22 protein-coding genes are annotated in these 21497 nt (G+C 71.3%); 11 read left to right on the top strand and 11 right to left on the bottom strand.

Annotated elements, in window-relative coordinates; all coding sequences use genetic code 11:
- Nucleotides 1-114 precede the first annotated feature (114 nt).
- Genes ACTIE5_RS24455 through ACTIE5_RS24445 form a run of 3 tightly spaced genes read left to right on the top strand, consistent with a single transcriptional unit; the run spans nucleotide 115 to nucleotide 2984 of the window.
- Nucleotides 115-936, top strand: coding sequence for a DUF4189 domain-containing protein (locus ACTIE5_RS24455; protein WP_439552340.1), 822 nt, complete (start codon nucleotides 115-117; stop codon nucleotides 934-936).
- A gap of 10 nt (nucleotides 937-946) precedes the next feature.
- A complete protein-coding gene (locus ACTIE5_RS24450; RefSeq protein ID WP_439552339.1) occupies nucleotides 947-1960 on the top strand; it encodes a transporter substrate-binding domain-containing protein in 1014 nt (337 codons plus the stop codon).
- A 16-nt stretch (nucleotides 1961-1976) separates the two neighbouring features.
- On the top strand, nucleotides 1977-2984 hold the full coding sequence (locus ACTIE5_RS24445) for a transporter substrate-binding domain-containing protein (protein WP_439552338.1): 1008 nt from the start codon (nucleotides 1977-1979) through the stop codon (nucleotides 2982-2984).
- A 135-nt stretch (nucleotides 2985-3119) separates the two neighbouring features.
- Here ACTIE5_RS24445 and ACTIE5_RS24440 read toward each other — a convergent pair whose 3' ends face one another.
- The 4 genes from ACTIE5_RS24440 to ACTIE5_RS24425 form a co-directional block, all read right to left on the bottom strand.
- On the bottom strand, nucleotides 3120-3611 hold the full coding sequence (locus ACTIE5_RS24440; RefSeq protein ID WP_439552337.1) for a hypothetical protein: 492 nt from the start codon (nucleotides 3609-3611) through the stop codon (nucleotides 3120-3122).
- The gene (locus ACTIE5_RS24435) at nucleotides 3608-4162 is read right to left on the bottom strand and encodes an NUDIX domain-containing protein (protein ID WP_439552336.1); all 555 of its coding nucleotides are present in this window, start codon (nucleotides 4160-4162) and stop codon (nucleotides 3608-3610) included. The genes ACTIE5_RS24440 and ACTIE5_RS24435 overlap by 4 nt, the downstream gene beginning before the upstream one ends.
- Nucleotides 4163-4375: 213 nt before the next feature.
- Nucleotides 4376-4651: a hypothetical protein gene (locus tag ACTIE5_RS24430; protein WP_439552335.1), complete on the bottom strand. Its 276-nt coding sequence runs from the start codon at nucleotides 4649-4651 to the stop codon at nucleotides 4376-4378.
- A gap of 121 nt (nucleotides 4652-4772) precedes the next feature.
- The gene (locus ACTIE5_RS24425) at nucleotides 4773-5966 is read right to left on the bottom strand and encodes a phosphoglycerate kinase (protein WP_439552334.1); all 1194 of its coding nucleotides are present in this window, start codon (nucleotides 5964-5966) and stop codon (nucleotides 4773-4775) included.
- Nucleotides 5967-6074: 108 nt separating this feature from the next.
- Between ACTIE5_RS24425 and ACTIE5_RS24420 the strand changes: the two genes are divergently transcribed.
- The gene (locus tag ACTIE5_RS24420; RefSeq protein ID WP_439552333.1) at nucleotides 6075-6395 is read left to right on the top strand and encodes a DUF6636 domain-containing protein; all 321 of its coding nucleotides are present in this window, start codon (nucleotides 6075-6077) and stop codon (nucleotides 6393-6395) included.
- Between the two features lie 133 nt (nucleotides 6396-6528).
- Nucleotides 6529-6927 carry a DUF6636 domain-containing protein gene (locus ACTIE5_RS24415; protein ID WP_439552332.1) on the top strand — a complete coding sequence of 133 codons (399 nt, stop codon included), beginning with the start codon at nucleotides 6529-6531 and terminating at the stop codon, nucleotides 6925-6927.
- A gap of 43 nt (nucleotides 6928-6970) precedes the next feature.
- Here the strand turns inward: ACTIE5_RS24415 and gap are convergent, their stop codons facing one another.
- The 4 genes from gap to ACTIE5_RS24395 all read right to left on the bottom strand — a co-directional run bounded on the left by gap (nucleotide 6971) and on the right by ACTIE5_RS24395 (nucleotide 12335).
- Complete coding sequence (gene gap, locus ACTIE5_RS24410) at nucleotides 6971-7993, bottom strand: type I glyceraldehyde-3-phosphate dehydrogenase (protein WP_439552331.1); 1023 nt, start codon at nucleotides 7991-7993, stop codon at nucleotides 6971-6973.
- 22 nt (nucleotides 7994-8015) lie between these two features.
- On the bottom strand, nucleotides 8016-9959 hold the full coding sequence (gene tkt, locus ACTIE5_RS24405) for a transketolase (RefSeq protein ID WP_439552378.1): 1944 nt from the start codon (nucleotides 9957-9959) through the stop codon (nucleotides 8016-8018).
- Between the two features lie 216 nt (nucleotides 9960-10175).
- The gene (locus tag ACTIE5_RS24400; RefSeq protein WP_439552330.1) at nucleotides 10176-11255 is read right to left on the bottom strand and encodes a calcium:proton antiporter; all 1080 of its coding nucleotides are present in this window, start codon (nucleotides 11253-11255) and stop codon (nucleotides 10176-10178) included.
- Nucleotides 11256-11294: 39 nt separating this feature from the next.
- A complete protein-coding gene (locus ACTIE5_RS24395; protein ID WP_439552329.1) occupies nucleotides 11295-12335 on the bottom strand; it encodes an esterase in 1041 nt (346 codons plus the stop codon).
- A gap of 109 nt (nucleotides 12336-12444) precedes the next feature.
- On the opposite strand from ACTIE5_RS24395, the gene ACTIE5_RS24390 reads away from it, so the two are divergent.
- A complete protein-coding gene (locus tag ACTIE5_RS24390) occupies nucleotides 12445-13182 on the top strand; it encodes a VIT1/CCC1 transporter family protein (protein WP_439552328.1) in 738 nt (245 codons plus the stop codon).
- A gap of 68 nt (nucleotides 13183-13250) precedes the next feature.
- Here the strand turns inward: ACTIE5_RS24390 and ACTIE5_RS24385 are convergent, their stop codons facing one another.
- The 3 genes from ACTIE5_RS24385 to ACTIE5_RS24375 form a co-directional block, all read right to left on the bottom strand.
- Nucleotides 13251-14720, bottom strand: a complete 1470-nt coding sequence (locus tag ACTIE5_RS24385; protein WP_439552327.1) for a hypothetical protein — start codon at nucleotides 14718-14720, stop codon at nucleotides 13251-13253.
- A 137-nt stretch (nucleotides 14721-14857) separates the two neighbouring features.
- Complete coding sequence (locus ACTIE5_RS24380) at nucleotides 14858-16135, bottom strand: Zn-dependent hydrolase (protein ID WP_439552326.1); 1278 nt, start codon at nucleotides 16133-16135, stop codon at nucleotides 14858-14860.
- A gap of 91 nt (nucleotides 16136-16226) precedes the next feature.
- The gene (locus tag ACTIE5_RS24375) at nucleotides 16227-16796 is read right to left on the bottom strand and encodes a peroxidase-related enzyme (RefSeq protein ID WP_439552325.1); all 570 of its coding nucleotides are present in this window, start codon (nucleotides 16794-16796) and stop codon (nucleotides 16227-16229) included.
- A gap of 69 nt (nucleotides 16797-16865) precedes the next feature.
- On the opposite strand from ACTIE5_RS24375, the gene ACTIE5_RS24370 reads away from it, so the two are divergent.
- The 5 genes from ACTIE5_RS24370 to ACTIE5_RS24350 all read left to right on the top strand — a co-directional run bounded on the left by ACTIE5_RS24370 (nucleotide 16866) and on the right by ACTIE5_RS24350 (nucleotide 21497).
- Nucleotides 16866-17654 carry an aldolase gene (locus ACTIE5_RS24370; protein WP_439552324.1) on the top strand — a complete coding sequence of 263 codons (789 nt, stop codon included), beginning with the start codon at nucleotides 16866-16868 and terminating at the stop codon, nucleotides 17652-17654.
- A 158-nt stretch (nucleotides 17655-17812) separates the two neighbouring features.
- Nucleotides 17813-18697: a DMT family transporter gene (locus ACTIE5_RS24365; protein WP_439552323.1), complete on the top strand. Its 885-nt coding sequence runs from the start codon at nucleotides 17813-17815 to the stop codon at nucleotides 18695-18697.
- 19 nt (nucleotides 18698-18716) lie between these two features.
- Nucleotides 18717-19901, top strand: a complete 1185-nt coding sequence (locus ACTIE5_RS24360) for a class I SAM-dependent rRNA methyltransferase (protein WP_439552322.1) — start codon at nucleotides 18717-18719, stop codon at nucleotides 19899-19901.
- A complete protein-coding gene (locus tag ACTIE5_RS24355; RefSeq protein WP_439552321.1) occupies nucleotides 19898-20266 on the top strand; it encodes a DUF3293 domain-containing protein in 369 nt (122 codons plus the stop codon). Before ACTIE5_RS24360 ends, ACTIE5_RS24355 begins: the two co-directional genes overlap by 4 nt.
- 58 nt (nucleotides 20267-20324) lie before the next feature.
- On the top strand, nucleotides 20325-21497 hold the full coding sequence (locus ACTIE5_RS24350) for a zinc-dependent alcohol dehydrogenase (protein ID WP_439552320.1): 1173 nt from the start codon (nucleotides 20325-20327) through the stop codon (nucleotides 21495-21497).

Raw genomic sequence — 21497 nt, 5'->3', positions numbered from 1 at the left:
TTGATTCGTGAGCGGTGTGGCCCCCCGCAGTGGCTTGTCCACTGTCGTGATACGCGCGAACCATGGCGAGACATTCGCGTCGGACGTGAATCTGGACGCAGGGGGCGCCGTCTCATGCTTCGCAATCAGCCGCGTCGCGCGGCATTTCTTTCCGGCATTGTGTCGTTCCTGGCGTTGATCGGTGGCGCGGTGCTGCCCGCCGGCGCGGCGCGGGCGCAGACCGGCAACCCGCTGCATGACCAGCTGGCGGGGATGGAGGAGCCGGCGCGGCGGGCGGAGGTGTTCCGCTTCGTCACCGGCACCGGCGCCGGCTGCCAGGCGATCATCGCCATGGCGTTCTCCGGCTTCGACGCAGCCCGCACGGCCTATTGGGACGGCCGTTGCCGGGAAGGGACGATGTACCGCATGGCGCTGCCCGCACAGCGCACCGGGCGGCCGCGGCTGAACCTCTGCGGGGCGACCACGGGCGGGATCGAATCCGGGCCCTGCTTCCAGGCCGTCGGCACCGCGCAGGCCATGGTGGCGTCGGGCGATGGGCGGGGCGTCACGGCCGGGCCCTCCGCCGCGCCGCCCGCGGGCAGCCGCTTCGGCGCCATCTACGCGACCGATGCGCCGATGGCCGCATGGGGCTTCGGCAATGGGGGCGCGGACCGGCTGGCGGTGAATACCCAGGCCGTGCGCGCCTGCCAGACCATGGCCGGCAGGGTACCCTGCAAATTCGTGGAGGAGATCGTCAACCGCTGCGGGGCGCTGGTGCAGGCGGTGTCGCGCCACCCCAGCGCCGTCGCGATGACCAGCGACATCAGCACCATGGTGCTGAACCGCAACCTGACCGCGACGGCGCAAACCGCGCAGGCGGCGGAAGCGGCGGCGCTGGAATCCTGCCGGCGCCTGCCGGGCGGGTCCACCTGCCGCGTCGTCGCCACCGGCTGCTGAGGACCACGCCATGATCCGCCATGTCCTTGCCGCCCTGCTGCTGGCGCTGCCCGCGGCGGCCCAACCCGCTTCCCCGACACTGTCGGATATCCGCGCGCGGGGCGAAGTGCGCTGCGTCGTCAATGGCGGCCTGCCCGGCTTCTCCGCCTCCGATGCGGGGGGCGTGATGCGCGGGATCGATGCCGATTTCTGCCGCGCCGTCGCGGCCGCGACGCTCGGCGATGCCGGAAAGGTGCGCTTCACCCCCGTCGCCACGGTGGCGGAGGCGCTGGAGGCGCTGGAGGCCGGGCGCGCCGATTTGGTCGCGCGCAACGCCACGCGGCTTTACCAGCGGGAGGCCGGGCGGGGTGTCGCCTCCGCCGGCACGCTCTATTTCGACGGGATGGGGTTCATGGTGCCGGAGGCATCGCCCGTGACGCTGCCGGGGGATCTGGCGGGGCGGCGGGTCTGCATCAGCGCCGCCGGCGGCGTGGCGACGCGGGAGGCGCTGGAATCGATCCTCGGCACCGGGCTGTCCTTCACCGAGGCACCGGACGGCACGGCCATGGTGCGCGCGCTGGAAGCCGGGCAATGCGATGCGGCGGCGTCGGATGCCTCCCAGCTCATGGTCCGGCGGGTCAGCGACCTGGCGAACCCCGCGGGGTTCCGCGTGCTGCGGACGGTGGTGACGCGGGAGCCGCTGGGCCCCTTCGTCCGCGCCGGCGACGCGGCCTGGCGATCAATCGTCTTCTGGACGCTGCAGGCGATGCTGGAGGCGGAGGAGCTGGAGGCGGCGAGCACCAACCTGGTGGCGGTGATGCAGCGCAACGAGCCTGCGCTGTGGCGGCTGCTGGGGGTGGAGCCCGGGAGCGGCGCTGCGCTGGGGCTGGCGGAGGATTGGGCGCTGCAGGTGATCGCGCAGATCGGCAACTATGCCGAAATCTTCGACCGCAGCCTGGGCGCCGGCAGCCCCTTCGGGCTGGATCGCGGGCTGAACGACAATTGGAACCGCGGCGGGCTGCACTACCCGATGCCGTTGCGCTGACGCGAAGGACGACGCCATGCGCACGCTGATCGCGATCCTGATGATGGGCCTCCCGCTCGCTGCGGCGGCACAGCCCTCCACCCTTGATGCCGTGCGGGCGCGCGGCGAATTGCTCTGCGCGGTGCATACCGGCCTGCCCGGCTTCGCGGCGGCGGGGCCGGATGGCCGTGTCGCGGGGATCGATGCCGATACCTGCCGCGCCGTCGCGGCCGCGGCGCTGGGGGATGCGGGCAAGGTCCGCTTCGTGCCCGGCAGCATGGCGGACAGCCTGGCCGCCACCGCCGCGGGGCGGGTGGACCTGCTGGCCCGCGCCGCGACCCAGACCATGATGCGCGACACCGCGCTCGGCCTGGCGGCGGCCGGGGTCACGGTGTTCGACGGCCAGGGCTTCGTGGTGCGCCGCGCCTCCGGCATCGAGGACATGGCGGGGCTGGAGGGCCGCAGCGTCTGCGTCACCGCGGGTTCGACCAATGAACAGGCGCTGGCGGATGCGGCGAAGCGGGCCGGGATCGCCATCACCCCCGTGGCGCTGCCGACTCTGCCCGAATTGCTGGCCGCCTATGGGGAGGGCCGCTGCGAGGCGCTGAGCGCGGACATGGTGCCGCTGGCCGGGCTGGTGGCGACGCGCTTCGGGGCGGCGGGGCACCGGATGCTGGCCGATGTCATCAGCCGGGAGCCGCTGGGCCCCTTCGTGCGGGATGGCGACCGGCAGTGGGAGCAGGTCGCCTTCTGGACGGTCAATGCGATGATCGAGGCCGAGGCGATGGGCATCACATCGGCCAATGCGGCCGCGATACGGGATGGCGGCCCGGCGCGGGTGCGGCGGCTGCTGGGCGGGCTGCCGGGGATCGGCGCGCCGCTCGGCCTGGGGGATGACTGGGTGTTCCGGGTCGTCACGCAGGTCGGCAACTACGCCGAGGTGTATGAGCGGAACCTGGGGGCGGGATCGCCGATCGGGCTTGCCCGCGGGCTCAACCAGCTCTTCGACCGCGGCGGGCTGCTGTATCCGATTCCGATGCGGTGATGACACGAACGGCTGCGCGGCGCGATCTGCGGTCGACGAACGCGGCCCGCGGCCTGTGCCGCGAAGCCAAGCCGGCGCCCGGCGTCTGAGGGCAGGACAACAAGACCAACGTGCCGCTGCAAGCGGTCGTTGGTATCAGTCCAGCGGGATGCGCAGGCGGGCGCCGGGGGCGATCTCGTTGAACAGGCGGTCGGTGCGGTCGGGGGCGTGTTCGCGGCCGAAGGTGAAGCCGCGGCGGCGCTCATAGGGCTCGATGATCGCGGGCTCCAGCGTGGTGCGGGGCGGGCGGGCGAAGCGGTCGGGCGGGGCCTCGATCGCGCGGTTCGGCACCGGGGCGGCATCCCAGCCGGCAAAGGGCGTCAGCGCCGGGGGCGCGGGCGGCGGCGGCAGGGGCAGGACCGCGGCCGGGCGCACTATGTGCGGGCGTTCGGGGCGCGGGCGTTCGGGGCGGGCGACCACCGGCTTCGGGGCCTCCGGGCGGGTGACGCTGGGGGGCGTCGTCACGGGGCGCGTCACGGTCGCGCGGGGCAGGGTGATGGTTTCCGTGGTCGTGGCCGGCGTGCCCTGGGCGGCGACGGGCAGGCTGAGCAGGGCGGTCAGCAGCGCGGGCAGGGCCTGGGTCCTCATGCGCCCTCCGCCAGGCCGCCGGTGCCGCGATGATCCTCCGCCGGGTTGCCGCGCGGCGCGCCGATCGGGCCATCGCCGATCTCGCGCCAGGCCTTCAGCACCCAGTGGACGGAGGGGAAGGCGAGGTCGTCCCAGGGGATCTCCTCCCAGTCGAAGAGGCGGACTTCCAGGCTTTCCGGCCCCGGTGCGAAGCCCGGGGAGGCCAGGCGGGCGCGGAACAGCACCTGCACCTGGCCGATGCGGGCGATGGAATAGACGGCGAGGATGCCGTCCAGCGCCAGATCGGCGCAGGCTTCCTCCCGCGCCTCCCGCATCGCGGCTTCCTCCACCGTCTCGTTCAGTTCCATGTAGCCGGCGGGGATGGTCCAGAAGCCGCGGCGGGGTTCGATGGCGCGGCGGCAGAGCATGACCTTGCCGCCGACGATGACGACGGAGCCGGTGACGATTTTCGGGTTTTCGTAGGCGATGTAGCCGCAATCCGCGCAGGTCAGGCGTTCGCGATCCTCCCCTTCCGGGGTGCGTCGGACGAAGCGGGTGGCGGTGCTGGACATGGCCGAAGGGTGGCCCCGCGGCGCGCCGGGGGCAAGCGGTTCGGCAGGGGTAGAACGGTGCGGTGGCGCCGATTCGCGCGAAATCGGGTTCGAATCTAAACCGGTTCGACTCGGTGCCCGGTCCGGCCAGCGCGGCAGGCCTTTCGCGTCACCCGGCTGGCGTCATCCGGCCGCGGTCAGCGGGGGCGCGCCAACCCGTGGGCGCGCGGCGCGTCAGACGCGAAGGTCGAGCAGCGATCCGCGCGGGGTGGGGGCGCTGGGCATGGAAGGCAGGGCTTCCAGCTTGCGCTGCTGCGGTTCGGCATTGCCGGTCTGGCCCTGTTGGCCGGTGACGCCGCGGACCTGCGCGAGGCCCGGCATCCGCGAGACCTCGGCCGTGAAGGCGGCCAGGGAGTTCATGCTGATCATGCGCACCACCATGGGGCGGAGATCTGAACGCTTCGTGAAGCGTCCGGAGGAATTCGCGGGGATGGGGCGGACGATGCGCATGGGGGGAGCCTGGGCCCCCCCACCGTTAACGGTCCAGCAACTTCCGGTAGAGTCCCTGACAAATCTTCAAAAAGCGTGAAGATTGTCGGAAAATGTCGGCCGCGCTCTACCGTACTCAGGCTCAACCCTGTTCGAGCGCCGCCACCCCCGGCAGCGTCTTGCCTTCCAGCCATTCCAGAAAGGCGCCGCCGGCGGAGGAGACATAGGTCATCCGCTCCATCACCCCGGCATGGCGGAGCGCCGAGACGGTGTCGCCGCCACCCGCGATGGACTTCAGGCCGGAGGAGGCGGTGAGGCTCGCGACCGTCTGCGCGACCGCGACCGTCGCGGTGTCGAAGGGCGGGATCTCGAAGGCGCCGAAGGGGCCGTTCCAGACCAGGGTGGAGGCGGAGCGCAGCCGGTCCTCCACCATCGCCACCGTGTCGAGCCCGACATCGAGGGCCATCATGTCCTCCGGCACCCGGTCGATCGCGACGGTGCGGGAGGGGGCGTTGGCCTTGAACTCGCCAGCCACGACGAGGTCCACGGGCAGCAGGATCTCGCAGCCCTTGGCGGCGGCTTCCGCCATGATGGTGCGGGCGGTGTCGTGCATCTCCGCCTCCTGCAGCGACTTGCCCATGGGGTGACCCTGGGCGGCTAGGAAGGTGTTGGCCATGGCGCCGCCGATGACCAGCACATTGACCTTGCCCGTGAGGTTGCCCAGCAGGTCGAGCTTGGTGCTGATCTTGGCGCCGCCGACGATGGCGACCACCGGGCGGGCCGGGTTGCCGAGGGCGGCGTCCAGCGCCTTCAGCTCCGCCTCCATCAGCCGCCCGGCATAGGCGGGCAGCAGGCGGGCCACGCCCTCGGTCGAGGAATGGGCACGATGGGCGGCGGAGAAGGCGTCGTTCACGAAGACGTCGCCGAGCCTGGCCAGGCCGGCGGACAGCGCCGGGTCGTTCTTCTCCTCGCCGGCGTGGTAGCGCGTGTTCTCCAGCAGCAGCACATCGCCATCGGCCAGGGCGGCGACGGCGGCCTCGGCCTCCGGGCCCACGCAATCATCGGCGAAGGCGACGGGGCGGCCGAGGGCGGCGGCGAGCGCCTCCTGCATCGGCTTCAGCGACATCTCCGGCACGCGCTTGCCCTTGGGGCGGTCGAAATGGCTGCAGACGATGACGCGCGCGCCCTTGTCCGACAATTCCTTGATGGTGGGGGCCAGGCGTTCGATCCGCGTGCGGTCCGTGATGCGGCCTTCGCGCACCGGCACGTTCAAATCGGCGCGCAGCAGCACGCGCTTTCCCTGCGCATCGAGGGCGTCAATGGTTTTGAAGGTCATTGGGACGATCATCCTGCCGAGAGAAGCGCTACGGGGTGACGAATGATCCGATGGATCGCGGTTTTCGGTCTCGTTCCGGTCCTAGCATCGGCCCAGGAAGGCTTCCAGTTGCCGTCCGGCAATATCCGTTGCCAGGTGTGGGAGGGGGCGGTCCGCTGCGAGATCGTGAACTTCAGCTTCCCCCGCCCGCCATCGCCGGAGGAATGCGACAGCGATTGGGGCCATGCCTATGGGCTGGCTGCGCGCGGGCGGTCGGAGGTTCTCTGCGCGGGGGATCTGATCGTCAGCCGCCAGGTGCCGGTGCTGGGCTACGGGGCGCGATGGCAGGGCGTGGGGGTGACCTGCACGGCCAGCCAGGCGGGGCTGCGCTGCAGCAATGCGGAGGGGCGGGGCTTTGAACTGGCCCGTGCCCGACTGAACCGCTTCTGAAGGAATGCGCCGCCGGCCTGGCTGGGGGGCGCGGCGGATCGATGATACGAGGGTGGAACGCCCCCCGCTTTCCTCCTGCTTGGCCTGTTCGGGGTGGTGCGGCTGGCGTCAACATACTGCTCGAGGACGTCGCATGCGCTGGCTCGCTTCCATCCCGGTTTTCGGCCTTCTCCTGCTGCCTGGCGTGGCGCATGCGCAGGACGGGTTCCAGTCGCCGTCCGGGAACATCTTCTGCGAGGCGGATGGGGACACCATCCGCTGCGACCTCGTGAACTCCAGCTTCGCCAAGCCGCCGCGGCCGCGGGATTGCGACACCGATTGGGGCCATGCCTACAGCGTCGGGCCGCGGGGTGCGTCCAGCGTGCTGTGCGCGGGGGATACGGTGGTGAACCGGGGGGCGCGGGTGCTGCGCTATGGCGCCCGCTGGGACAGCAAGGGCGTGACCTGCTTCTCGGAGCAGACGGGCATGCGCTGCATCAACATGGATGGGCGCGGGTTCGAGATTTCCCGCACCAGGCTGAACCGGTTCTGAAGCGCGATCGCCCGGCCCCCGAGGGGGCCGGGCGACGCAGGCCTCAGAGGCTGCCGAACAGCGCCGCCGTGTCGGACATGCGGTTCGAGAAGCCCCATTCATTGTCGTACCAGGACATCACGCGGACCAGGCCGCCATCGACCACCTGGGTCTGGGTGGCGTCGAAGGTGCTGCTGTGCGGGTCGTGGTTGAAGTCGATGCTGACCAGCGGGGCGGTGTTGTAGCCGAGGATGCCCTTGAGGGGCCCGCTCTCCGACGCTGCCTTCATCACGGCGTTGATCGCTTCCTTGGTCAGGCCTTCCGTCTTCGCGGGCACGAAGTCCAGGCTGACGAGGGAGACGTTCGGCGTCGGGATACGGATGGCGGTGCCGTCCAGCTTGCCCTTCAGTTCCGGCATCACCAGGCCCACGGCCTTGGCGGCACCGGTCGAGGTCGGGATGGCGGAGACGGCGGCCGCGCGGGCGCGGTGCAAATCCTTGTGCAGCGTGTCGACCGTGTTCTGGTCGCCCGTATAGGCGTGGATCGTCACCATGTAGCCGCGCAGGATGCCGAAATTGTCGTGCAGCACCTTGGCGATGGGCGCCAGGCAGTTGGTGGTGCAGGAGGCGTTGGAGATGACCGTCATCTCCTTCGTCAGCGTCTGGTGGTTCACGCCATAGACGATGGTCGCGTCGGCGTTGTCGCCGGGGGCGGAGATGACGACCTTGCGCGCGCCCGCCGTGATCAGCGCGGACGCCTTTTCCTTGCTGGTGAAGATACCCGTGCATTCGAGGGCGACGTCGACGCCCTGGAAGGGGACCTTGGTCGGGTCACGCTCGGCGCTCACGACGATGGGCGCATAGGTGCGGCCATTGGCGGTGATGATGATCTTGTTGCCGTCCACGGCGACTTCGCCGGGGAAGCGGCCATGCACGCTGTCGTAGCGGAACAGGTGGGCATTGGCCTCCACGCTGCCGAGGTCATTGATCGCGACGCACTCGACGTCCGTGCGGTTGCTCTCGATCATCGCGCGCAGCACCAGGCGGCCGATGCGCCCGAAGCCGTTGATGGCGACCTTCACTGCCATAACCCGATCTCCCCTTCCTTGATCAACCCAGTCGCTTCTTCACGGCGGCCACCGTGGCCTCCGCGGTGATGCCGAAGTGGCGGAACAGGTCTTCCGCCGGCGCGCTGGCGCCGAAGCCCTGCATGCCGATGAAGATGCCCTCCGGCCCGAGCCAGCGATCCCACCCGAAGGGGAGCGCTGCCTCGATGCCCACGCGCAACGCGCTGCCCAGCACCTGGCTGCGATACACTTCGTCCTGGAGGGCGAAGAGTTCCCAGCACGGGAGCGAGACCACGGCGGTCGGGATGCCATCGGCCTCCAGCACATCGCGCGCGGCCATGGCCAGGTGCACTTCCGACCCCGTGGCGATCAGCGTGGCGCGGCGTTCGGCGCTGGCTTCGGCGAGCACGTAGCCGCCGCGGGAGGAACGATTCTCACCGCTATCGGTCCGCAGCGCCGGCAGGTTTTGGCGGGTCAGCGCCAGGACGGAGGGGCCGTCGGCGCGCTTGACCGCGAGTTCCCAGCATTCCGCGGTTTCCAGCGCATCGCCGGGGCGGAAGACGCAGAGGTTGGGGATGACGCGGAGGCTGGCCAGCGTCTCGACCGGCTGGTGCGTCGGGCCGTCCTCGCCCAGGCCGATGCTGTCATGCGTCAGCACATGGATGACGCGCTGGCGCATGAGCGCGGCGAGGCGGAGTGCGGGGCGCAGGTAGTCGGCGAACACGAGGAAGGTGCCGGAATAGGGGATGATGCCGCCATGCAGCGCCATCCCGTTCATCGCGGCCGCCATGCCGTGTTCGCGCACGCCCCAATGGACGTAGCGGCCGGCATAGTTGCCGGGGCTGATGGAAGGGATGCCCTTGACGTTGGTGTTGTTGGAGCCGGTGAGGTCGGCCGAGCCGCCCACCATCTCCGGCACCGCCGGCACCAGGGCTTCGAGGGCCTTCTGGGACGCGATGCGGGTGGCGATCTTCGGCTTGTCCACGGCCTGCTTCGCGCGAAGCGCGGCGAGCGGCTCGTGCCAGGATTCCGGCAGGCGGCCGGCCATGGCGCGGTCGAAATCATCGCGGCTGGCGTGGCTGGCCAGGCGCTTGAGCCAGGAGCGGCGGGTGCCGGCGCCGCGGCGGCCGGCGGCTTCCCAGCGTTCCTTGAGGCCTTCGGGCACCTCGAACGGCCCGTGGTTCCAGCCCATCGCAGCCTTGGCGGCGGCGGCTTCCTGCGCGCCCAGCGGGCTGCCATGGCTGGCGGCGGTGCCGGCCTTGGTGGGGGCGGCGAAGCCGATGATCGTGCGGCAGGCGATCAGCGTGGGCTTGCGGCTGCGCATGGCCCAGGCCATGGCGCTGGCCACTTCCTCATGGTCATGCCCATCCACGCGGCGCGTCGCCCAGCCATAGGCCTGGAACCGCTTCAGCGCGTCATCCGACAGCGAGATCGAGGTGTCGCCATCGATGGAGATGTTGTTGTCGTCATAGAGGACACAGAGGCGGTCCAGCTTCATGTGGCCGGCGTAGGACGCGGCCTCATGGCTGATGCCTTCCATCAGGTCGCCGTCGGAGGCGATGACCCAGGTGCGGTGGTCGACCAGGGACTTGCCGAAGCGCGCTGCCAGCATCCGTTCGGCCAGCGCCATGCCGACCGCGGTGGCGATGCCCTGGCCGAGCGGGCCGGTGGTGGTCTCGATCCCGGGATGCTCGCCGTATTCCGGATGGCCGGCGGCGGGGGAGTGGAGCTGCCGGAATTTCTTGAGGTCCTCGATGCCCATGCCGGCACCGGTCAGGTGCAGCAGGGCATAGAGCAGCATGGAGCCGTGGCCGGCGGACAGCACGAAGCGGTCCCGGTCCGGCCAGCGGGGATCGGCCGCGTCGTACTTCAGGAAGCGGGTGAAGAGGACGGTCGCGACATCGGCCATGCCCATCGGCATGCCGGGGTGGCCGGACTTCGCCTGTTCGACCGCATCGATCGCGAGGGCGCGGATGGCGTCGGCCATGCGGCGCTCCTCCGTCGCGGGACGAGCGAGCAGGAGGGCCTGGGCGACCTGGGCCGGGGTCGGCTCCGCGCGCGGCTGGGTATCGGGTTCGGTGCTAGCCAAGGGGAAATGGACCTCGTGCGCGGGGGGGCTTCGCGGGCGCCGACCCTATAAAGGGGGGGGCGCCCAGCGGCAACCTTGCCTGCTTCCGGGGGGGAAGGTTCCCGGCGGTCAGGTTCAGGGCACGAAGACCAGGAACAGCCAGGCCAGCCCGAGCGTCAGGTGGACGGCGCCCTGCAGCACGGTGGTCCGCCCGGCGCCGAGGGTCAGGATGGAGACCATGAAGGTCGCCGCCAGCAGCACCATGCCCGACGGCTCCAGCCCCAGGATCAGCGGCTGGCCGAGCAGCAGCGCCACCGCCACGACGCAGGGCACCGTCAGGCCGATGCAGGCGAGGACGGAGCCCAGCGCCAGGTTCAGCGCGGTCTGCAGGCGGTTGGCGCGGGCGGCGCGGAGGGCGGCGACGGATTCGGGCATCAGGATCAGGCTCGCGATGATGACGCCGACGGCCGCGACCGGCGCGCCGACGGCGCCCAGCGCCTGTGTCACCGTGGGCGTCAGCGACTTTGCCATCAGCACCACCGCGACCAGCGACAGGCCGAGCAGGCCGAGCGCGATCCAGGTGGCGCGGAGGGAGGGGGGCGCGGCATGCGCGCCTTCCGAATCATCCTCCGGCAGGAAGTAGTCGCGGTGGCGGAGCGTCTGGACGAAGACGAAGGTGAGGTAGAGGCCGAGCGCCGCGACGGCGACGAAGGCCATCTGCGACCCGGTCAGGTAGGGACCATTGGCGCTGGTGGTGGTGTTGGGCAGCACCAGCACGAGGACCGCCAGCACGACGGCGACCGACAGGAAGGCCGAGGCGCTGCGGGCCTGGAAGCCCTGTTCGTGGTGCCTGGCGCCGCCCAGCAGCAGGCAGAGCCCGACCAGGAGGTTCAGCACGATCATCACCGCGGCGAACAGCGTGTCCCGCGCCAGCGCCGCCTGGCCTTGGGGGTCCGAGATCATGAGCGAGACGATCAGCGCGACCTCGATCACCGTCACGGCGACGGCGAGGATCAGGGTGCCGAAGGGCTCCCCCACGCGGGCGGCCACGACTTCCGCATGGTGGACGGCGGCGAAGACGGTGCCGCCGAGGACCGCGGCCATGGGCAGCGCCATCCAGCCGCCCGCGCCGTAGAAGGCGGCCAGCAGGCCGGCCGAGGCAAGCGGGAAGACCCAGGACCAGGCGGGAAGGGGGGCGTGGGAGGAGGATGCCATCCGCCCGGTGTGCAGGTCCGGGCGCGGGATGACAACCTGTTATCGCATCAGCCCGCGTCGATCCAACCAGGTGTTGATCCGCGCGGCGACGTCGTCGCTGTTGGTGTCCATCATGATCATGTGGCTGTTGCCGCGCACGCCCTCCGCCGGCATGTCGAGCGTATCCGCCACGCCGCCCGCCGCCCGGATCTGCGCCTGCCAGCGATCGATGTTCGCCCGGATGCGCTGCCAGAAGGGGTTGTCCGCGGTGTAGTCGCCCCAGACGACCAGATGCGGGATGTCCTTCAGCGCGGCCGCGTCCTGGCCCTCCGGCGGCGCGCCGGAGGGTTCGACGGCGATCACCGCGCGGATCTTGTCTGGCGCGTTCAGCGCGGCGCGGAAGCCGAAATTGCCGCCCTGGCTGTGCACCAGCAGCACGCAGGGGCAGATCTGCTGGACGAGGGCATCGTAGCCCGCCTGGATCTGCCGGTCCGTCGTCACCCATCGCGGCACCGCCTGCATCATGAACTGGTTCCAGGCGCCGGTCGGGAAGCGGCTGTCGGGGAAGGCGCGGCGCTGGGCGGGGTCGATGTTCCAGCCATCGCCCGGGCCCACGCGGAACAGGCCCCAGCCTTCGCCCATGGTGCGGAAGACGGGTTCACCCTGGAACACCTGGGGGAAGCGCGCCCAGCCGGACCGGCCGCGTTCCACCGCATCCGTCACGAACACATCATGCCCGGCGCGGAGGAAGGCCATCTGCCAGCCGGGCCTGCCATCCGGCGTCGTCTCATAGGTCACGCCCGTCAGGCCGCCGCCATGGGCGAGGATGAGGGGGTAGCGCGCGCGGGGATCGGCCAGGCGGACATACTGCGCGTACATCTGCTCCACCTGGAACTGGCCGTTCGGGTTGATGCGCAGCGGCGGCGCGCCGGGGCTGAAGGTGATCTCCTGCTCCGGCAGGCCGCTGACCTCCGCCACGCGGCCGCCGACATGCAGGCTGCCGATCTCCCGGATCTGGATGGGTTGCGCCTGAAGGGGTTGGGCCGGCGCCTCGGCGGCGACTGACGCGGTGAGCAGCGCGGCGATGGCGATGCGACGCATTTGCAGTTCCCTCCTCGGGTTTCTCCAACCATGCCAGAGCCGTGCGGGGCGCGGGAAGGGCGTGACGGCGGGTGGCGCGGGCCTGTAGTGTCGGCCGATGCAGGATGTCTTGAACCCACCCGCGCTTGCCGAGCCGTCGCGCGACGGCCTGCCGCCCATGCCGCCCGGCCCGCCGCATGAGGAGCGCCATTTCGCGCAGGATGGCGCGGGGCGGGACCTGGTGGTCGGTGCCGCCCAGGGGCTGGCGCTGCCCTTCGCGCTGTCGGCCGCGCTGGCGGGTGCCGGTGCCTCCGCCGGCGTGATCGTCACCGCCGGCCTCGTCGCCGTCGCGGCCTCCTCCCTCGCGGTTGGCCTGAATGGCTGGGCGCAGGCGCGGGAGGAAGCGGCGCATTACGCGCTGGAGCGGGGGCGGGAGGAGGAGGAGAGCATGCTCTACCCCGACCGCGAGCGCTGGGAGGTGGCGGCGATCCTGCACCGCTATGGCGTGAAGGGCGATGTGCTGCGCCAGGCGGTGGAATCCATTGCTGCCGACCGCCGGAAATGGGTGGATTTCATGATGCGGTTCGAACTGGACCTCAGCGAGCCCGATCCCTTCCGCGCCGCGCGATCGGCGCTGGCGATGGGCGGTGGCGGGGCGCTGGCGGGGCTGGTGCCGCTGCTGCCCTTCATGGTGGGTGACCGACCGCTGCTGGCCTCCGCCGTGATGACCGCGCTGGCGATGCTGGGGCTGGGCGCCGTGCGGGCGCAGGGCAAGGGCCTGCCGGCGGCGGTGGGGGCAGCCCAGGCGCTGGGGATTGGCGCGGCGGTGGCCGCGGTGGCCTGGTTCGTGGGCCGACTGGTCGCGTAGCGGACGTCCGAGCGGGCGGCGTCCCCCACCCCGACCCTCCCCCGCCAGTGCGGGGGAGGGAGTAAATGTCAGTTCTGCGCTGGCGCCGGGGTGCGCGCCGCATCGGTGGCGCGCTGCTCGGTCTCCCGCAGCCGCCGCTCCGCTTCCGCGATGGATTGCTGCAGGCGGGCGAGGGTCGCCTCCGCGGCGCGGATTCGCTGCTCGGCCTCCTGCTGCACGCCGCGCTGGCGGGCGGCAGCGGCTTCCGCCTGGCGGGCCTGGTCGGCCAGGGTGGCGGCGCGCTGCGTCGCCTGCTCGATCGCGGTGCGGCGCTCCGTCAGAATGGCCTCGGCCTGGCGGGCCTGGGTCGCCAGGGCGGCGACTCGCTGCTCGGCCTCCGCCGCGCGGCGGCGGCGTTCCTCCAGCGCGGCATCGGCGGCGGTGGCGCGCTCCGCCTGCTCGGCCTGGCGGGTTTCCGCCTGCTGGGCGGCGCGGGCGGCTTCGTCCCGCGCGGCGGTCAGGCGGGCGATTTCCGCCTGGGCACGCTCCGCGGCCTGGCGGCGTTCGTCGCGCTGCTGCTCGGCCTGCTGCGTTTCGGCGCGCAGCGTGGAGAGGCGGGTCTGCGCCTCCCCGGCCGATGCCGTGGCGCGGGCGATCTCGGCCTGGGTGGCGGCCAGGCGGCTGGCGGCCTGTTCGGCGCCCCGCGTCGCCTGGTCGAGCCGCGCCTGAACCTCGGCCAGGGCGGCGCGGCGGGTGCTGAGATCGCCCTCCCGCAGCGCGACCTCGTCATTCAGGCCGCGCAGGCGCTGTTCCGTGCTGGCGACGGCGGCTTCGCGGGTGGTCAGGGCTTCCTGCGCCCGGCCGGTCTCGGCCGTCAGGCTGGCGAGGCGCGATTCAGCCGACTGCACCCCGGCGGAGGCCTGGGCAAGGCTGGCTTCCAGGCTGCGCAGCGCCTCCGCCGTGCTGTCGCGGCTGGCGGACAGGCGGGTCTGATCCGCTTCCGCGGCGCGGGCGGCCTCGGTGCGGCGGGCGATCTCCTGCTCCGCCGCCTGGATGGCCTGGGTGAGTTCCGCCAGGCGGGTTTCGGACTGGCCGATGCCGGCGGCGAGTTCGGTGGCCCGCGCGGTCGCGGCCTCGGCCTCTCGCGTCCGGGCCTCGAGGTCCGTGCGCAGCGCGGTGGTGCGGGTCTCGGCCTCGGCCCGGGCGGCCTCGGCCTGGGTGCGGGCGGCTTCCGCCTGCGCGCGGGCCGCTTCCGCCTGCTGGGCGCGGGCGCGGATGGCGGCCATGTCGCCATTGGCGCGGCGTTCCTCGGCCAGCGTCGCCTCGATGCTGGTGCGCTGTTCCTGCTGGACGCGGGCGCGGGCATTGGCGTCGCGGATGTCGCCGCCGCGGCTGATGGCGACGACCCAGCCCACCAAGGCGAGGAGGAGGAGGAGGCCGGATGCGATCTGCGCCGGGCGCGGCCAGAGCATCGGGTTCAGCGTCGGGTTCATGGGGGTGCGTCGCTCGCTGCTGCCTGGGACGGAAGAAGCCATCGGCGGCGCGGCCGTGCCACTCACGGAAGGGTTTTCCCCCTTCACGGTTGCGGCAGGGCGCGCCGCCGTGGCGGGCTTCCCCGGGGAGCGCGGGGGAGGCGGCGGGGTTCCCCGCCGGCGCCCGCCTTTGCCCCCACCTTTGTCAGCGCCTTTGCCGGCCATCAGACCAGGCTCCGGTTGGCGCGGGCGACCACGGCTTCGAACAGCACCTGGCAGCCGGCTTCCGCTTCCTCCGGCTCGATGCTCTCGGCCTCGTTGTGGGAAAGCCCGTCCTTGCAGGGGGTGAAGATCATGGCGGCGGGCATGCGGCGGGCGACATAGACGGCATCGTGGCCGGCGCCGGACACGACGCGGCGCGCGGGGTAGCCGAGGCGCTTCGTCGCGGCCTCCACCAGGGCCACGCATTCCGCATCGAAGGGCTGGGCGTCGTAGTGCAGCACGGGCGTGAGTTCGAGGGTGCAGCCGGTGGGGGCCACCGCGTCACGCGCCATGGCGGGGAAGTCCCGCGCCAGCACCGCGATGGCGGCGCTGTCGGGGTGGCGGAATTCGATGCTGAAGGAGACCTCGCCCGGGATGACGTTGCGGCTGTTGGGCTCGACCTTCAGGAAGCCGACGGTACCGCGGCCGTCATCGCCCCGCCCTTTATCGCCCCGCCCTTTATCGCCCAGGTCGCGCATGAGGCGGTCCACCAGGGTGATGACCTGCGCCGCGGCCACCAGGGCGTCGCGGCGCGCATAGGGGGGCGTGGTGCCGGCGTGGCTGTCCTGGCCGGTGATGCGGGCATCCCACCAGACCTGTGCCTGCGCGCCGGTGACGATGCCGATCTTGGCGCCCTCCTTCTCCAGGATCGGGCCCTGTTCGATGTGGAGTTCGAAATAGCTGTCGGCGGGAAAGGGGGCGGCGGGTTCGGGGCCCTGGTAGCCGATCTCGCGCAGCGCGCTCTCGACCGTCACGCCATCGATGTCCCGCAGCGCGTAGCTGCGATCGATCGGGTAGACCCCCGCCCAGGTGCCGCTGCCCATCAGGCTGAGGCCGAAGCGGCTGCCTTCTTCATCCGTCCAGTTCACCAGTTCCAGCGGTGCTTCCGTGGTGATGCCGAGGTCATGCAGCGTGCGCATCACCTCCATCCCCGCCATGACGCCGAGCGCGCCGTCGAATTTCCCGCCCGACGGCTGGCTATCGAGGTGCGAGCCGAGGAGGACCGGCAGGCGGGTAGGGTCGCGGCCTTCCCGCCGGGCGAACATGTTGCCGATGGCGTCCACGCGCACGGTCAGGCCGAGGCTTTCGCATTGCGCGCGGAAATCTTCGCGCGCGGCCTGGTCGATGGCGGTCAGCGTCAGGCGGCGGACGCCGCCCCTGGGCGTGGCGCCGTGGCGCGCCATGGCCATCAGGCTGTCCCACAGGCGCTGGCCGTCGATGCGCTGGTTGCTGCCGGTCATGCTGTCGGTCCCTGCCTGGTCGGGGCGTATCTATCCTGGGGGACGCCCCGCGCCCAAGCCCCGGCCTGGGGGGCGCTCCGCGCCCACGCCGTCAGCCTCGGCCGATCTTCTGGAACTCCGCATTGGGCTTCAGGTCGATGGCGTTGGCCAGGCGGTTGGACATGGAGAAGAAGGCGGCGATGGCGGCGACGTCCCAGCTTTCCTCCTGTGTCAGCCCGGCATCGCGCAGCGCCGCGCGGTCGGCTTCCGTCACCAGATGCGCTTCCGCCGCCACCTTTGTGGCGAAGGCCAGGATGGCGCGGCCGCGGGGGGTAAGGGGGGCCTTGCGCCAATTCGCGCCGACCAGCTCGCTGATGGCGGGGTCCTTCGCGCGCACGCGCAGGATGGCGCCATGCGCCACCACGCAATACTGGCACTGGTTGGCGGCGGAGATGGCGACGACGATCATCTCCCGCTCCGCGCCGGTCAGCCCCTCCCGCTTGTTCATCAGGGCGTCGTGATAGGCCATGAAGGCGCGGAACTCGTCAGGCCGCCAGGCGAGGGCCAGGAAGATGTTGGGGACGAAACCGGATTTCTCCTGCACCGCCAGGATGCGGGCGCTTATGTCGTCCGGCAGGGTGGCGATGTCGGGGACGGGAAAGGCGCTGATCGGGGTGGTCATGGCTTTGTCCTCCTTGCCGGATCGGTGCCGGCTTGCGATTGATGGCAGCAGAACGCGGAGGAACCCCCCATGGCCCATGCCCTTGGCGGCGCAGCGGCGCCTGTCGTGCTGCGGAATACGGCGCTGGATGCCGATGCGGTAAGGCAGGCGCGCGTTGATCTGGCCGCCTGTTTCCGCATGGCGGCCCGCCTTGGCCTGCATGAGGGCATCTGCAACCACTTCTCCTTCGTCGTTCCCGGCCGGGATGATTTGTTCCTGGTGAACCCCTATGGCTGGGCGTTCAGCGAAGTCACCGCATCCCGCCTGCTGATCTGCGACTATGAGGGCAATGTGATCGCCGGCGATGGCGTGCCGGAGGCGACGGCCTTCTTCATCCATGCCCGCATCCACAAGAACATCCCCCGCGCCAAGGCGGCCTTCCACACCCACATGCCGAACGCGACCGCGCTGGCGATGACGGAGGGCCCGCCCCTGCTGTTTGCCGGGCAGTCCGCGCTGAAGTTCCTCGGCCGGACGGTGGTGGATGAGGATTACAACGGCCTGGCACTCGACACCGATGAGGGCGACCGGATCGCGGCCTCCATCGGGGATGCCGACATCGTCTTCATGAAGAACCACGGCGTGATGGTGGTCGGCCCGACCATCGCAGAGGCGTGGGACGACCTGTATTACCTCGAACGCGCGGCGGAGGCGCAGCGCCTCGCCTTGTCCACCGGCCGGCCGCTGAAGCAGGTGCGCCCCGACATCGCCGCCAAGACCGCCGCGCAGATGCGGGAAGGGGACCGGGAGAGCGCGCGGCTGCAACTGGAGAGCGTCAAGCGCATCCTGTCCCGCGAAGAGCCGGACTTCCTCGACTGATTCCAACGCTCGATTTCATCGACCGTTGGAATTCGTATGCAGCCCCTCAATCGCCGGGCGCGGCCTCCGGCCGCTAGGCTTCGCCGCACTGGCGGCGGGCCGCGTTCGCGGCCTCGGCCGCTAGCGGCGGCCGCAGGTCAGTCGTTTCGAGTGAGGGCATGACAGTAACCCCCGCCCGCCCCAACCCCACGGGGCTGCTGCTGCTGCTGGCGACGGTCACGGGCTGGGGCTTCAACTGGCCGGCGATGAAGCTGCTGCTGGTGGAGGTGCCGCCCTTCTCCATGCGCGTGGTCTGCGCGCTGGTCGGCATCGCGCTGCTGGCGGCGATCGCCCGATGGCGCGGCGAATCGCTGGCCGTGCCGCGGGGGCTTTGGCCGCGGCTGATCGGGGCGTCGCTGCTGAACGTCACGGCCTGGATGGGGCTGGCCTCCTTCTCCCTCGTCTGGCTGACGGCGGGGGAGGCGACGATCGTCTGCTACACCATGCCCGTCTGGGCCTCGATCTTCGCCTGGCTGGTGCTGGGGGAGAGGCTGACGGCCAGGCGGCTGGTGGCACTCGGCGTCGGGCTGGCGGGGCTGGCGGTGCTGGTGCTGGCGCAGGGGGTGGAAGCGGGGATGGGCAAGCTGCCGGGCGTCGGCTTCGCGCTGACCGGGGCGATCCTGTTCTCGCTGGGGACCGTCGTGACCAAGCGCTGGCCGCTCGGGCTGCCGCCGGCGTCTTCCGTCATCTGGCAGATGGGGCTGGGGACGCTGCCGCTGCTGCTGGGCGCGCTGCTGGTGGAGCATCCCGATTTCCCCGCCGTGACGACGCAGGGGTGGTTGCTGATCCTGTATGGCGGGGTCGGGCCGCTCGGGCTGTGTTACCTCGCCTGGTTCGGGGCGCTGCGGCGGCTGCCGGCCTCCGCCGCCGCGGCGGGGACGCTGCTGACGCCGGTGGTGGGGGTGGTGAGCGCCGCCTTCATCCTGGGGGAGCCGCTGGGGCTGCGGGAGGTGCTGGCGCTGTCGCTGACCGTGTCGGGCGTGGTGCTGGCGGTGCGGGGCTAGGCAAGGCATTAGGCGGGCCATGACAGACCGTCCTCTTCTCCGCCTGGCCCCCGGTGGCGACCGCCGTGTGAAGGCGGGGCACCCCTGGGCCTTCTCCAACGAGATCGCCATGTCCCCGGCGCTGCGCGCCCTGCCGCCCGGCATCGTGGTGCGGCTGGAGGGTGATGACGGGCAGAAGCATGGCGCCTGGCACTTCAACCCGCACAGCCTGATCGCCGCGCGCCGGCTGGATGGCAACCCGGACGCCGCCTGCGATGCCGCCTGGTACAAGGCGCGCATCGGCGCCTGCCTGAGCCTGCGGGACCGGATGTTCGACGCGCCCTTCTATCGCCTGGTGCATGCGGAGGCCGATGGCCTGCCGGGCCTCATCATCGACCGCTACGGCGATGCGGTGGCGATGCAGGCGAATACCGCGGGGATGGAGGCGGCGACGCCGCATATCCTGGCCGCGCTGCGCGACCTGTTCGACCCGCGCCTGGTGGTGGCGCGGAACGACAGCGCGGTGCGCAAGCTGGAAGGGATGGAGGAGGCGGTGACGCTGCTGCATGGCAGCGACGGCACCGCCACGGTGGAGGAATCGGGGCTGCGCTTCCCGGTGGATTTGCTGGGCGGGCAGAAGACCGGCTGGTTCTTCGACCAGCGCACGAACCGCGCCATGGTGGCCCGCTTCTGCGCCGGCAGGACGATGCTGGACGCCTTCTGCCACACCGGCGGCTTCGGCCTGGCGGCGGCAGCGGCGGGGGCGAAGGAGGTCACGCTGCTGGACCGTAGCGAGCATGCGCTGGACCTGGCCATGCAGGGCGCGCGGCTGGCCGGCTTCGGCGGCCGCGTGACGGCCGTGAAGGCGGAGGCGCTGGATGAGCTGGAACGCATGGCCGCCGGCGGCCGGCGCTTTGAGGTGGTGGTGGCGGACCCGCCGGCCTTCGCCAAGACGCGCAAGGACCAGCCGGCGGCACTGCGCGGCTATGCCAAGCTGGCGCGGCTGGCCGCGTCGCTGGTCGCGCCGGACGGCATCCTGTTCATCGCCTCCTGCTCCCACCACGTGGCACCGCCCGATTTCGCGGAGGCCGTGACCTGGGGGGTGCACAAGGCGCGGCGAGAGGCGCGGATTCTCGCCACTGTCGGGGCGGGGCCGGACCACCCGGTGCATCCCGCGCTGCCGGAGAGCGCGTATCTGAAGGGGCTGCTGCTGCACCTCGCATGACGCCCGGGCTTCTGCGCGCGTTCCGCGCGACCGCCTATGAGGCAGAGGGCGCGGTGGCGCGGATCGGCCGCCGGTCGCCAGCGGTGGACGCGCTGCTAAAGCGCCCGGCGGCGTTCATCACGGCCTGGAACCCCTGCAGCCGCGCCATGCCCTTCGGCTGGAACGACCGGATGCAGGACCGGCTGCGCCAATTGGTACGCGGGCGCGTCATCGGGGAGGGCTGGGGACGGGGCCGCGCCTGGGCGGAGCATCACCTGCTGGTGGAAGGGCAGCCCGCGCGGCTTCGCGTCATCGCCCGGCGCTTCCGGCAGCACGCCATCGTCATCGTCGCACCCGGCCGCGCCGCGAGGCTGTTGCTGGCGTAACGGCCTGCAACCGGCGCTGTCACGCCCCGTTGGCCCCCTGGCAACAAGGGAGGCGGCGATGCGCGCGATCTGCTGGCACGGCAAGGGCGACATGAGGGTGGATACGGTGCCGGACCCGCGCATCGAACAGCCCGGCGACGCCATCATCCGCATCACCGCGACCGCGATCTGCGGCAGCGACCTGCATCTGTATGATGGCTACGTGCCGATGATGAAGTCGGGCGACATCATGGGCCACGAACCCATGGGCATCGTCGAGGAAGTGGGCCCTGACGTGACCCGGCTGAAGAAGGGGGACCGCGTGGTGGTGCCCTTCGTCATTGCCTGCGGGTCCTGCTTCTTCTGCGAGAAGTCGCTGTTCTCCTGCTGCGACACCACCAACCCCGATGCCGCGGCGCTGGCGGAATTGCAGGGCCAGGCAGGGGCAGGGTTGTTCGGGTACTCGCATCTGTATGGCGGCTATCCCGGCGGGCAGGCGCAGTATCTGCGGGTGCCGCATGCCGATGTCGGCCCCGTGATAGTCCGCAGCGACCAGCCGGACGACAAGGTGCTGTTCCTGTCGGACATCCTGCCGACAGGCTGGCAGGCGGCGGAGCAGGGCAACATCCAGCCCGGCGATACGGTCGCCGTCTGGGGCTGCGGGCCGGTGGGGCAGATGGCCATCCTCTCCGCCTGGCTGCTGGGCGCCGGGCGCGTCATCGCGATCGACCGCGTGGCGGAGCGGCTGGAGATGGCGGGGATGCACGGCAAGGCGGAAGTGATCGATTTCACCAGCCAGGATGTCTACGACCAGCTCCAGACCATGACGAAGGGGCGCGGCCCCGATGTGTGCATCGATGCGGTGGGGGCGGAGACCCATGGCCTCGGTTCCATGGATGCGATGCTGGACAAGGCGAAGGCGGCGGTGGGGCTGACGACGGACCGCATCCATGCGCTGCGCCAGGCCATCAATTGCTGCCGCAAGGGCGGCACCGTTTCCGTCCCCGGCGTCTATATCGGCTTCCCCGACAAATTCCCGATGGGCGCGGCCTTCGGCAAGGGGCTGACGATGCGCATGGGCCAGACCCATGCGCAGCGCTTCCTCCAGCCTCTGCTGGACCGCATCGACAAGGGCGAGATCGATCCGAGCTTCGTCATCACGCACCGCCTGCCGCTGGAGGAAGGCCCCGCGGCCTATGAGACCTTCCGCGACAAGAAGGATGGCTGCATCAAGGTGGTGCTGACGCCGTAG

Source organism: Falsiroseomonas sp., assembly GCF_051859025.1.
In the GTDB taxonomy this organism is placed as follows: Bacteria; Pseudomonadota; Alphaproteobacteria; order Acetobacterales; family Acetobacteraceae; genus Falsiroseomonas.
This window is presented reverse-complemented; position numbering and strand designations above follow the sequence as displayed.

Coding starts and splice junctions, on each gene's coding strand:
- ACTIE5_RS24380 (WP_439552326.1), bottom strand. CDS start 16,135: ATGACCGGCAGCAACCAGCGCATCGACGGCCAGCGCCTGTGGGACAGC.
- ACTIE5_RS24395 (WP_439552329.1), bottom strand. CDS start 12,335: ATGCGTCGCATCGCCATCGCCGCGCTGCTCACCGCGTCAGTCGCCGCC.
- tkt (WP_439552378.1), bottom strand. CDS start 9,959: ATGGCCGACGCCATCCGCGCCCTCGCGATCGATGCGGTCGAACAGGCG.
- ACTIE5_RS24435 (WP_439552336.1), bottom strand. CDS start 4,162: ATGTCCAGCACCGCCACCCGCTTCGTCCGACGCACCCCGGAAGGGGAG.
- gap (WP_439552331.1), bottom strand. CDS start 7,993: ATGGCAGTGAAGGTCGCCATCAACGGCTTCGGGCGCATCGGCCGCCTG.
- ACTIE5_RS24360 (WP_439552322.1), top strand. CDS start 18,717: ATGACAGACCGTCCTCTTCTCCGCCTGGCCCCCGGTGGCGACCGCCGT.
- ACTIE5_RS24430 (WP_439552335.1), bottom strand. CDS start 4,651: ATGCGCATCGTCCGCCCCATCCCCGCGAATTCCTCCGGACGCTTCACG.
- ACTIE5_RS24425 (WP_439552334.1), bottom strand. CDS start 5,966: ATGACCTTCAAAACCATTGACGCCCTCGATGCGCAGGGAAAGCGCGTG.
- ACTIE5_RS24445 (WP_439552338.1), top strand. CDS start 1,977: ATGCGCACGCTGATCGCGATCCTGATGATGGGCCTCCCGCTCGCTGCG.
- ACTIE5_RS24375 (WP_439552325.1), bottom strand. CDS start 16,796: ATGACCACCCCGATCAGCGCCTTTCCCGTCCCCGACATCGCCACCCTG.
- ACTIE5_RS24365 (WP_439552323.1), top strand. CDS start 17,813: ATGACAGTAACCCCCGCCCGCCCCAACCCCACGGGGCTGCTGCTGCTG.
- ACTIE5_RS24455 (WP_439552340.1), top strand. CDS start 115: ATGCTTCGCAATCAGCCGCGTCGCGCGGCATTTCTTTCCGGCATTGTG.
- ACTIE5_RS24400 (WP_439552330.1), bottom strand. CDS start 11,255: ATGGCATCCTCCTCCCACGCCCCCCTTCCCGCCTGGTCCTGGGTCTTC.
- ACTIE5_RS24370 (WP_439552324.1), top strand. CDS start 16,866: ATGGCCCATGCCCTTGGCGGCGCAGCGGCGCCTGTCGTGCTGCGGAAT.
- ACTIE5_RS24350 (WP_439552320.1), top strand. CDS start 20,325: ATGCGCGCGATCTGCTGGCACGGCAAGGGCGACATGAGGGTGGATACG.
- ACTIE5_RS24450 (WP_439552339.1), top strand. CDS start 947: ATGATCCGCCATGTCCTTGCCGCCCTGCTGCTGGCGCTGCCCGCGGCG.
- ACTIE5_RS24355 (WP_439552321.1), top strand. CDS start 19,898: ATGACGCCCGGGCTTCTGCGCGCGTTCCGCGCGACCGCCTATGAGGCA.
- ACTIE5_RS24415 (WP_439552332.1), top strand. CDS start 6,529: ATGCGCTGGCTCGCTTCCATCCCGGTTTTCGGCCTTCTCCTGCTGCCT.
- ACTIE5_RS24440 (WP_439552337.1), bottom strand. CDS start 3,611: ATGAGGACCCAGGCCCTGCCCGCGCTGCTGACCGCCCTGCTCAGCCTG.